The sequence below is a fragment of the uncultured Methanobrevibacter sp. genome, assembly GCF_937881195.1.
GTDB lineage: Archaea > Methanobacteriota > Methanobacteria > Methanobacteriales > Methanobacteriaceae > Methanobinarius.
Genome location: NZ_CALGFC010000061.1, coordinates 1 through 11,826, shown reverse-complemented (window position 1 = coordinate 11,826; position 11,826 = coordinate 1). Strand labels below are relative to the sequence as shown.

The window sequence follows — 11,826 nt, the reverse complement described above, 5'->3', positions numbered from 1 at the left end:
GAGAATGGGGACAATTGCTAAACTTCAAGTTAAAGCTTTAGAGCCAGAAAACAAAAATGTTGGTATTAGGGATATTTTTAGAAATGGTTTACAATTTGTTCCAGAAGAGAATGAAATGAGAGCTTTTCAAGAAGGAGTTTTGAATGTAGACTTTGATAAAGTCAGAGCAATAGGGGATATAATGTTAATAGATCCTCAGGACATTCAAAGACAAACCCAAGCTACTCAAAATCATCAACAAGGGCAAGTTCCAAACAGAGAACCACAACAACCAACACAATAATTTTATTTATATGATATTTTGAATTATTATTAATGTATATTTTTATAATCTTCATACGATTACTTTATATAAATTTTTGAATAACAAATATATATTCTAAATTTAAACTACTATATATTTTTATATATTTTTATTATACTGAAATTATTAATTGGTATATATTACATAATATTTTTTTATTTTTATTATAATAATTCATATTCTTTTTTCATTCGAAGGAAAATAATTAAATATTTCTTTTCTTTGATTATTTTACAATATTTGTACTTTTCTAATGATATGGCTAATTTTATTAAAATTATTACATATATAATATAAAACAAATTATTATATAGATTATTATATAAATTATTATATGGATTATTATATAGATTATTATATGGATTATTATATGGATTATTATATGGATTATTAATATAGATTATTATATAGATTAGTATATTGATTATTAATTGATATATTAAACTTTAAATAAGATTATAAAATAGAGATTATTAAATATATTGTAAAAAATCATTAGATGCATTATTAAACTTATTAAAAAAATTATTAAATAATAAATTAGATAATAAATTAATTAATAAATTAAATAGTAAATTAAATAATTATTCATTGAATTAATATATAAATTACTCAAATATTTTATAATATTAATAAATTTTACTCAAAATATTAGGATAAGATTAATAGATTCTTTAAATTCTTTAATTTTTTTGTTTTATACGTGATTTTATGATAGTTGGAATATTAGGTTGCGGAGCAATAGCAAGTATTATTGTAAATAATTTCTTATCTAAAGATAGTGGAATTGATATTAAGTACTTTTATGATCATGATATGGAAAAAGCTGAAAACTTAGCTACTATATCTGGAGGAATAGCTGTTTTAGATATTGATGATATGATTGATAATGTCGATTTAGTTTTAGAAGCGGCTTCTCCCATCTCTGTAGAGAAATTTGGCTTTAAAGTTTTGAATAAAGGCAAAAATATAATTATTATGAGTATAGGGGCATTAATGGATAAAGAAATTCGTGAAAAAATGATTGAAACCGCTACTAATAATAATGCTAAGATATTTGCTCCTTCAGGAGCTATTGTAGGTTTGGATGGTATTAAAGCAGCATCTATTGGAAAAATTAATAGGGCTACTTTAACCACAAGAAAACCTCCTAAATCTCTTGGAAAAGCTACTGATGAGGAAGAAGTCCTTTATGAAGGTAAAGCATCAGAAGCAGTTAAAATGTTTCCAGTAAATATTAATGTAGCTGCTGCACTAAGTATTGCTTGTAATTTAGATGTTGATGTTAAAATCATTGTTGATCCTAATGTAGATAAAAATGTTCATGAGGTCATTGTTGAAGGGGACTTTGGTCAATTTAAAACAAGAACTGAGAACTTACCTTGTGAAGTTAATCCTAAAACAAGTATGTTAGCTGCTTACTCAGCTATTAAATTATTAAAAAGTTTAAATGAAAATTTTATAATGGGTACATAGCTAGATTAATATAATATATGATATAATGATTTATTTGTATTATTTAGTTATTATATGATTACTCAAATATCTATTTATAATATTATTTAGCTATTATTTAATTGTATAATTATTTAGCTATTATTTAAATTGTATAATATTCATTTATAAACAATGGGAAGATTATATGAAAGAATATGAAATCTATAATAATTTGAAAGTTCCTAAAGGATCAAAAATTATTTTAAGATTAGATGGAAGAAATTTCCATAGCTTATCTAAAAAATTAAATTTTGATAAGCCTTATGATGAGAAATTCATTAATTCTATGATATCTACTTCGATAAATATATTTAAAGAGTTTTCTCCATTATTTATATATACATTTTCTGATGAAATAAGTATATTATTATCTGAAGTGCCATTTTCAGGACGTATTGAAAAATTAAATTCTGTTTTTCCAAGTTTGGCTTCTAGTTCATTAGCTAATAGCTTAAATAAATATTTTAAAAATGATGTTTCTAATGAAAAACAAATTGAAAAAGAAATTGAAAATGACATTAATCATGAAAAAGATTTTACGAATGATATTAAATATGAAAATGAACTTGATAATGATATTTCTGATGAAAAAGAATTTGATGAAGATATTAAACATGAAAAAAATGTAATTAATGATTCTATTTTGATTTCTTTTGATTCAAGAATTATTCCAATATCCAAAAATAAGGATGTTGTAAAATATTTTAAATGGAGACAGGACGAATCTTGGAGAAATTGTATAAATAGCTATGGTTACTGGAAATTAAGGGAAAATTATTCAGCTAAAGAAGCTACTCAAAAATTGAAAAGTCTTAAATCTTCAGATATTCATCAATTATTATTTGGAAATGGAATTAACCTTAATAATGTTCCTAATTATCAAAAAAGAGGCATAGCTATTTACAAGAAAAAAGAAAAAATTATTGGGTTAAATCCTATAAAAAATAAAGAAGAAACATCTTATAGAAATAAATTAATAATAGATAAAAAAATTACTACTTTTAATCAAGGTTTTTTTAAAAAGATTGATATTATTTAACAAATATAAAATTATTTTAATAACTTCAAATTTGGTGTAAACATGGGATTAGGAGATATTTTTTCAAAACTTTTAGGGAATAATAAATTTAAATTTAACAAGGTTCAAATTGATAGTGAGGTAATAGACTCTATAATATATTATGCAAGAAGCTCTGATCCTAATGAGTTTATGGCTATTTTTGATGGGGAAGTTAAAGATGAAATTTTCCATATTACTGGACTAGTTTTCTTACCTACCCAAACTTCTGATGAAGGGGCTATTGTTAATACAGGTATGCTTCCTGTAATGACAACACAATGGGGTTCTGTTCACAGCCACCCTGGACCTAGTGCACTTCCTTCAGATACAGATTTATATACATTTGCTAAAACCGGATTATTTCATATGATAATTTGTCAACCTTATACTGCTGATGATATTTTAGCTTATAATCGTTATGGTGAATTTGCTGAATATGAGATTGTCTAATAAGATTTTATTTAATCGGCATTTTTTTTCTTTAGAAGATTGGATATTTTTTTATTAAATCTAAAGATTATTCAATAAATAAAAAAATATTAGAAACATTTATATAACTTATAAACTAAATTTAAAAAATAAATACATAGTGAGCTATCATTATAATTTTTTATAATAATTAATATTCATATTATTAATATTATTAATAATAATGGCAATAGTAATAGTAATAATAATAATAATAATAATAATAATATTTTTTTAATGATACCGTTGGGAGAGTCAATGAAACATGAATAAGAAGGATAAAATTGCTGAAGTTACCTTTTCATTAGCATTAAAGTGTGGTTTTGATAATGTATCTTTGAATCAAATCGAAGATACAGGTAATGTAACTACTGGTGCTATATATTATCATTTTAAAGATAAAAATGATATTTTAAAATATATTGTTGAAATGTACATCTTAAAAGAGATTGAAAATTTTAAAAAAATACTTAAAAATTATAAAGGAACACCACTTGAAAAGCTAAGGTTTACCTTCTATTATCATGTTGGTCTTAATATTGGAGACCATAGTGATATTCTAGAACTATCGGATAAAACTAATGTTGACTATAAACAACATCATCTCTTATTAACGAGTGTATATTATCAACATCAAGAACTTAGAAACCTTTTTCATAATATGAATCTAGAAATATTCAAATTTTATAAGGAATTGATTGAAGAATCTATAGAAAAGAAAGAGATTAGATCAGATATTAATTCAGAAGACTTAGCTATATACCTCTTCACAATTTTTAAAGGATTCATAGAACTTTCAACAGTATTTCCAAAATTCACATTAAAAAAATTCATAGAAACCAATCTAGAATTAATCTTTGAGAACATAAAAAAATAATAAAAAGTATTGATAATATTAAATAAAAAATCCCATCAAAAAACAAGAAGTTGTAAAACTATTTTTGAAATTTAAATAATATAAAAATATATTTAATTCAAACTATGAAATATATTTAATATAATAATCATATAATATATAAAATTAGTATATAAAATAAAAAAATATTTATACTAAAAATTATATAAATATTATATATAAAAGGTGATGAGGTTCACCTATCTAACTGCCAGAATAACTATTTTTTATTCATGGATGATGACCTCTACTAATAAAATAACAGAATATAAAATAAAAAAACAATAATATCTGTTAAAAATAGTAGGAGGCATGATCTAAAAATTTATAAATTTATAAAACTGATTCTAAAATTATTTTTTTTATAATGTATTAATAAAATAATGCATGATAAAAAAAGGATGAACTATATCTCAACCTCAAAAAAGCTTTAGTTAATCATTTTTTCATGAAACATTAATCAAAACATTATAAATAAATATCTGAAGTTTTCAATATTAATCAATTCTTTTATCTATTTTTTGCTTTTGTTTTTTCCTATTTTTTTAAAATTATTGATAAAATTCTAAAAAATAGGGGAAGAACCTATAGAAAAAATTATTTCCTACAAAATTTTATTTATTTAATATATTAAAATAAAAAAAGTCTAGATATATAAAAAATAATAAAACTAGCTTGAAGTCTAACTTTATAATTAACTAATTTATTTATTTTAATCAATTTAATTATTTAATATTTTTTTTAAATTATTACTTTAATGAAAAGTTTTAAATATTAATAGATTACAAATATTAATCTTGACTATAAGTGAGTAATCACTAATAGTCTTCCGTAGATGGTTAATTTTCAGTTAAATTTTAGGCTCACTACGAACATCGTTTCCCAATTCAGAACACTCCTTTTTATCGTAGAGAGCCTTTATTTTAGCTATTTTTTAATTTAATTTTTACTTTTTTAGAGTTTTTCATTTCCATATTTTATAAATAGCTTTTTAAACTTTTTTTTTATTATATTTTTTATCTAATTTTTTATTATTAGGATACTATTTTATCTAATCTTTTATTACTTTTAGAAGATTAATTTAGATAATATTATATATCATGTTAAACATATTAAAAGACAGTTTCTAAAGAATTTTTGGTATTTTTTTAGAATTTGCATAATCTTACACATTATTAGAGTTAAGTATTGGTAATTTTTATCAGAATTTTGTTTATTACACAATTTTTTCATGTTATTCTTTTTCTGTTGATGATAAAAATGCTATGAATTATATTAAAAGAATAAATTCTATTATATTAAATGATTAAATTCTATTTATAAAGTATTTATGGTTGTTGTGATAAGCTCATAGTTGATTTATTAAGAGAATATTCACTTTATATAAACTTAGAATTTTAAATATCTAAAAAAATTTTGTAAAATCTTTAGAGATTATAAAAAGTATAAAGAATCCAAAGTAGATGATTGTTTAATACATTTTATTTTCTTTATATTTTTTATTAACTTTCATTAAACTTATAAATTGTAAAGGGAGGTGAAAAAGATTAAAAAGAAAATTCTTAAACCTATAATAATTATTGGTTTTATATTAATAATGGGATTTTTAGCCTCAAGTACTATTAATGCAGCTAATATTACTATCAATGATACATCTAGTGGTGGTATTCATGGTGCTTTATCTAGTGCTAATTCTAGTGATACTATTATTCTTCAACCCGGGTCATATTCTGGTTCTAACAACACTAATCTACAAGTAAACAAAAATATTACTATTAGAGGTAATGGGTCTTCAAATCAAGTAATAATTAATGGAAGTGGTGTTAGTCAGCTATTTTCCACAGCAGGTAATGCTCTTAATATTACTTTTATAAATATTACTTTTGCTAATGCTTTTAATGGAGTTATGACAGACTACCAATCTGGAACAATTAATTTTATTAATTGTACTTTTATAGATAATAGTGGTTCGGCTCTTGTTATGGGATATAACTCTAATTATAATGTTGTTAATTCTACTTTTTACAATAATACTGGTCAATCTGGTGGAGCTATTAACAATAATGGAGGTAACCTCAATATAGCTAATTCTTCCTTTATTAATAATTCTGCTAGTGTTATTGGTGGAGCTATTAACAATAACAATGGACATTCTAATATTACTAATACTACATTTATTGGTAATAATGCTTCTTCTGATGGTGGTGCGATTCATATTTCTGGAAATGTTAATAATAATATTGTTAGTTCCTATTTCTATAATAATACTGCTATTTCAGGTGTTGGTGGAGCTATTTTCTCAAATGCTGGAAATACAAATGTCACTCAATCTGACTTTGTAAATAACACTGATGGATATGGTGATGGTGGAGCTATAGGTTTTGATGGAGGTAATGTTATTTTAAATTACAATCGTTTTTATAATAACAATGCTACTCCTACAGGATATCAAGTTTATGCAGGTGGAGGAACCTTTGACTTTTCTATGAATTGGTGGGGTGACAATAATCGAGCATACTACTTTGATAATACTGGACGTGTTAATGTATCTACTAACTGGGTTGTAGTTGATGTTAATTACACAGGTAATGGTAGTGATGATCCTAATTCTGAATTTTATTATTATATTCAGCTTAGTGATGGCAGTGCATTTAATCCTTCTTTACTACCTTTCTTCAGTCTTGATGAAGGGGCGGGTCCTAATCCTACCTTAATCCCTCAATGGGATGCTCGTACTAATCAAACTCTATATGTTGCTGTTATTCCATATAGTATAATGGTTACTTTTGGTGTAGATGATTGGAGAAAAGTATTTTGGGCAAATGGAACTAATCATATCAATCTAACTATTACTAAAGTAGCTAATGTTACTGGAGATTTATCTTATGGTCAATTGATTAATTATACTATTACTGTAACTAATCATGGTCCAAATAATGCTACTGGTGTTGTTGTTAATGAAACTTTACCTGGAGATCTTATCTTTGTAAGTGCTGTTGGTGATGGTTCGTATGATAATGTTACTGGTCTTTGGTATATTGGTAATTTGAATAATGGTTCTACTGCTACATTAGTGATAACTGTTCAAATTAATGGTAGTGGTGTTATTGTTAATACTGCTAATGTTACAGCTAATGAGCCTAATATTAACAATGAAACTAATGCTACAGCAATCATCACTGTTAGGCCTTATATTAATTTAACTATTTCTAAAGTAGCTAATGTTACTGGAGATTTATCTTATGGGCAGTTGATTAATTATACTATTACTGTAATTAATCATGGTCCTGATAATGCTACTGGTGTTATTGTTAATGAGATTTTACCATCAGGCCTTATTTTTGTAAGTGCTGTTGGTGATGGTTCGTATGATAATGATACTGGTGTTTGGTATATTGGTAATTTAGCTGATGGTTCTTCTGCTACATTAGTGATTACTGTTCAGATTAATGGTACTGGTGTTATTGTTAATAATGTTAATGTTACAGCTAATCAATCTAATATTAACAATGAAACTAACATTACAACAAATATTACTGTTGTTCCAAAGGTTAATTTAACTCTCAACAAGATAGTTTATGATGTTAATTATAATGTTGTTAATTCTGTTGTTAATGGTCAAACTATTATTTACTGGATTACTGTGACTAATTATGGTCCTAATGATGCTACTAATGTTAAAGTTAATGAACTTTTACCTTCTGGACTGATTTACATCACTGATTCATCTAATGGTGCTTATAATAATGTTACTGGTGTTTGGAATATAGGTAATTTAGCAAACGGTGGTACTGCTATATTAGCAATTACTGTTCGTGTTAATGCTACTACTAATGGTGGTAGTGTTACTCTTGTCAATGGTGTTAATGTTACAGCTAATGAGAATAATACTAATAATGATACTAATAGTTCTAATATTACAGCTAATGTTACTGTGGTTCCTGGTGTTAATTTAACCCTTTCTAAGGTGGCTAATGTTACTGGTGATGTGATTAATGGGCAGTTGATTAATTATACTATTGCTGTAATTAATTATGGTCCTGATAATGCTACTGGTGTTATTGTTAATGAGATTTTACCTTCTGGTCTTATCTATATTGGTGATAATGGTTCTGGTAGTTATGATCCTGTTACTGGTGTTTGGAATATTGGTGTTTTAAATAATGGTCAAACTGTTGTTTTGGTGATTACTGTTCGTGTTAATGGAACTGGTGTTATTGTTAATGGTATTAATGTTACAGCTAATGAAAATAATACTAATAATGATACTAATAGTTCTAATATAACTACAAATATTACTGCAGTTCCAGGAATTAATTTAACCCTTACTAAGGTAGCTAATGTTACTGGTGATGTATGGGATGAGGATGTAATTAATTACACAATTACTGTGACTAATTATGGTCCTAATGATGCTACTGGTGTTATTGTTAATGAATTGTTACCATCTAGCCTTGTTTATATTGGTGATTCTAGTGGTGGATTTTATGATCCTGTTACTGGTGTTTGGGATGTTGGTAGTTTAGCTAATGGTTCTAGTGCTGTTTTAGTGCTTACTGTTCGTGTTAATGGTACTGGTCTTATTGTTAATGGTATTAATGTTACAGCTAATGAGAATAATACTAATAATGATACTAATAGTTCTAATATAACAGCAAATATTACTGCTAGACCTTATGTCAACATTACTCTCACTAAAGTAGCTAATGTTACAGGGGTTATTGTCAATGGTCAAACTATAAATTACACTATTACTGTGACTAATTATGGTCCTGATGATGCAACAAATGTTATAATAAATGAAATACTTCCGACTAGTCTTATATATATTAACAGTAGTGGAACTCAAGGAACTTATAATCCTATTTCTGGTGTTTGGGATGTTGGTAGTTTGGTTAATGGTTCTAGTGCTGTTTTGGTGATTACTGTTCGTGTTAATGGTACTGGTCTTATTGTTAATGGTGTTAATGTTACTGTAAATCAGACTAACATCAATAATGATACTAATAGTTCTAATATAACAGTAAATATAACTGTTAAAATTACTAGTAATTCTACTGTTGTTGCTCCTAATGGTAAAGTTGGACATCAGTCTATTATTAGTGGTGTTGCATTAGATGAAAATAGTAATCCATTAGCTAATATTAACCTTACTGTTGTTGTTAATGGTACAAGTTACAATGTGAATACTGATGGTTCAGGTGCTTGGAGTTTAAATTATACTCCTACTACTTCTGGCAATTTAAATGTGGCAGTATCTTGGACTGGTAATAGTACTCATGTTGGTTTTACTAATAGTACTATTTTCAATGTTGGAAAGTTGAATACTAGTGTTACAATCAATGCTCCAAATAGTAAGGTTGGTGAGGAAACTACAATTTCTGGAATTTTAACTGATGAAAATGGAAACCCGATAGCTAATGCTAATTTAGAAGTAATAGTTGATGGTAAATCTTTCAGTGTTAAAACTAATGCTTTTGGTGTTTGGGTTTTAAAATACACTCCAAAAAGATCAGGAATATTATTTGTTTCAGTTAATTATAATGGAAATAATATTTATTATGGGTCTACAAATTCCACAAACTTTAAAGTAAAAGAAAATACAACACCAATAAATCCTAATGGTACTAATAAAACAAGTCACAATCCAGCAGTGAGTAAAGCTGCTATGAAAGAAACAGGAATACCAATAATAGTAATAATTTTACTGTTGTTAAGTAGTTTAGGTTTAACCTACTCTAGAAAAAGAGAAAAATAAAATTTTTAAATGTTTAAGTGTGGGGTAAAAAGAATATTAAAACTCTTTTTTTCCTTCCTATTTTTTTATGATAATATAATGTAAATATATCGAAAACATTCTACTACTATAAATTATTTCTTTGTTTTTTTATTAGTAAATTATATTTAGTATTTAAATAATATATCACTAAAATGGAAAAGATAATTATAGAATGCTCTCTAAATATATAAAAAAGATATTATTTTTTTAGGATTTAAAATAATTATTAGGTGTTTTAGAGATATAAAATAATTTTGTAAAATATGAAAATAAAATAGTTATTAATAATTTGTCTTTGAAAACAGATTCAAGATACTGCTAATGTAACTACTTGTGTAGTATATTATCATTTTAAAGATAAAAATGATATGGGGAAACATAAAAAAATAAAACAATTGAAAATATTTTTTTATTGATAAGTTTTATTCACCTATTTTATCTGAAATGAAAATCCCTATAAGTAGTCCTATTCCTAATATTAAAAATTCTCCCATTGAAATGCTTCCATCAGATAAAATAAATATTAATCCTAATATAATTAGTATTATTATAATTAATAATAGTAAATTTGACTTTTTCATATTTTTTTCCTTTTTATCTTAATTTTTTATAAGTTTTTTTGGTATTATTTCATTGGTGGAGAAAGTAATAATATTGTTGATTAAATTATAAACCGAGCGACATGAAAAGTACCATTTAATACGTATTTTTCAATATCATTTTAATCCAATGTTTTATAGTATTATATTCAGGGGGGTGAATATGAAATAAATCAAAAAAAAGAGTATACCTTTTTTTACTCCACCAATGAAATAATACCAAACTATATTTATTTTTCATGAAAAAATTTTAAAGAGAATATTCTCTATTTTTATTTTAGTAAGTTATGATATATAAACTTAACTTCTATTAAAAAAAATAATCATATAATTTTTATCTAATTTTTGAGGATTTTTTATAAAAAATAGACTATTCTCAGTTATTTAGGATTTTTAGTTAAGTATGGTTGAATAAAGCTTATTGAACTAATAATTAGCCACATAACTAGCTTAATTTGATAAATATCCTTAAAAATTAATATTTTAAATCTTAAGATTAAACATATTAACTTTCTTTTTCTTCAAAAATCTTTTTTTGCATTATTAAACCAATGATTCCAGCTACAATCAAACCTAATATAAATCTAATCATGCCTACTGGTAAAAAGAAGTATAGTATTAATATTGCTATTAAAAGTATAATGCAAAGTCCAATAAGTTTGATTATTTTTTCTTTTTCCATTTAAATGCCTCTAGTTTCTCTAAATATTTTTGATTTGAATTTATATATATAATTATTATTTCATTTATAAATAAGTACTTTTCTAATCATTTTAGGAAAAAAACAAATAAAAGATCTGTTAAAATATACTAAAATATTATTTTAATGTTATTTTTTATTACTATCATAATATTTATATAATTTTTTAAACATAATATACTTATATTATTGGAGGTCTTTTAAAATGTTAGATGATATTAAAAAGAAGTCTAAGGAAATTAAAGATGAAGTACAGGATAAAACAGAAGAATTGAAAAATAAAACTGAGTATGAAGGTAAAAAAGCTAAAGCTAAAGCAGAATATGAGGCTAAAGAAGCTGATAGAAAATCTTAAAATCTTTTTTACAATTCATACATTATCTTTTTTGATAATTTAAAACCGTATTTTTTTTAAAAATAATATGGATAAATATAAAATTAAATATTATAATTAAATATTATTAATAAATTAAAAATAATATGGATAAATATAAAATTAAATATTATAATTAAATATTATTAAT

Annotated in this window: 9 protein-coding genes and 1 riboswitch; of the genes, 7 read left to right on the top strand and 2 right to left on the bottom strand. The window is 24.4% G+C overall.

From position 1 onward, the window contains the following. The 6 genes from Q0087_RS08640 to Q0087_RS08615 form a co-directional block, all read left to right on the top strand. Positions 1–283: hypothetical protein (locus Q0087_RS08640; RefSeq protein WP_297899521.1), on the top strand; the 283-nt coding region annotated here is incomplete at its 5' end. A 732-nt stretch (positions 284–1,015) separates the two neighbouring features. Then, positions 1,016–1,780, top strand: a complete 765-nt coding sequence (locus Q0087_RS08635; RefSeq protein WP_297899519.1) for an aspartate dehydrogenase — start codon at positions 1,016–1,018, stop codon at positions 1,778–1,780. A gap of 166 nt (positions 1,781–1,946) precedes the next feature. Next, positions 1,947–2,840: a tRNA(His) guanylyltransferase Thg1 family protein gene (locus Q0087_RS08630; protein WP_297899517.1), complete on the top strand. Its 894-nt coding sequence runs from the start codon at positions 1,947–1,949 to the stop codon at positions 2,838–2,840. 42 nt (positions 2,841–2,882) lie between these two features. Further along, positions 2,883–3,311, top strand: a complete 429-nt coding sequence (locus Q0087_RS08625; RefSeq protein WP_297899515.1) for a Mov34/MPN/PAD-1 family protein — start codon at positions 2,883–2,885, stop codon at positions 3,309–3,311. A 283-nt stretch (positions 3,312–3,594) separates the two neighbouring features. Further along, positions 3,595–4,206 carry a TetR/AcrR family transcriptional regulator gene (locus Q0087_RS08620; protein WP_297899513.1) on the top strand — a complete coding sequence of 204 codons (612 nt, stop codon included), beginning with the start codon at positions 3,595–3,597 and terminating at the stop codon, positions 4,204–4,206. 194 nt (positions 4,207–4,400) lie between these two features. Then, a riboswitch (Fluoride riboswitch) is annotated at positions 4,401–4,481 on the top strand. Positions 4,482–5,761: 1,280 nt separating this feature from the next. Beyond that, the gene (locus Q0087_RS08615) at positions 5,762–9,982 is read left to right on the top strand and encodes a hypothetical protein (RefSeq protein WP_297899511.1); all 4,221 of its coding nucleotides are present in this window, start codon (positions 5,762–5,764) and stop codon (positions 9,980–9,982) included. Positions 9,983–10,425: 443 nt separating this feature from the next. Here the strand turns inward: Q0087_RS08615 and Q0087_RS08610 are convergent, their stop codons facing one another. Both Q0087_RS08610 and Q0087_RS08605 read right to left on the bottom strand, forming a co-directional pair. After that, a complete protein-coding gene (locus Q0087_RS08610; protein ID WP_297899509.1) occupies positions 10,426–10,584 on the bottom strand; it encodes a hypothetical protein in 159 nt (52 codons plus the stop codon). A 523-nt stretch (positions 10,585–11,107) separates the two neighbouring features. Next, positions 11,108–11,284 carry a hypothetical protein gene (locus Q0087_RS08605; RefSeq protein WP_297899507.1) on the bottom strand — a complete coding sequence of 59 codons (177 nt, stop codon included), beginning with the start codon at positions 11,282–11,284 and terminating at the stop codon, positions 11,108–11,110. A 223-nt stretch (positions 11,285–11,507) separates the two neighbouring features. Here Q0087_RS08605 and Q0087_RS08600 point away from each other — a divergent pair, with 223 nt between their 5' ends. Then, on the top strand, positions 11,508–11,657 hold the full coding sequence (locus tag Q0087_RS08600) for a hypothetical protein (RefSeq protein WP_297899504.1): 150 nt from the start codon (positions 11,508–11,510) through the stop codon (positions 11,655–11,657). Positions 11,658–11,826 lie beyond the last annotated feature (169 nt).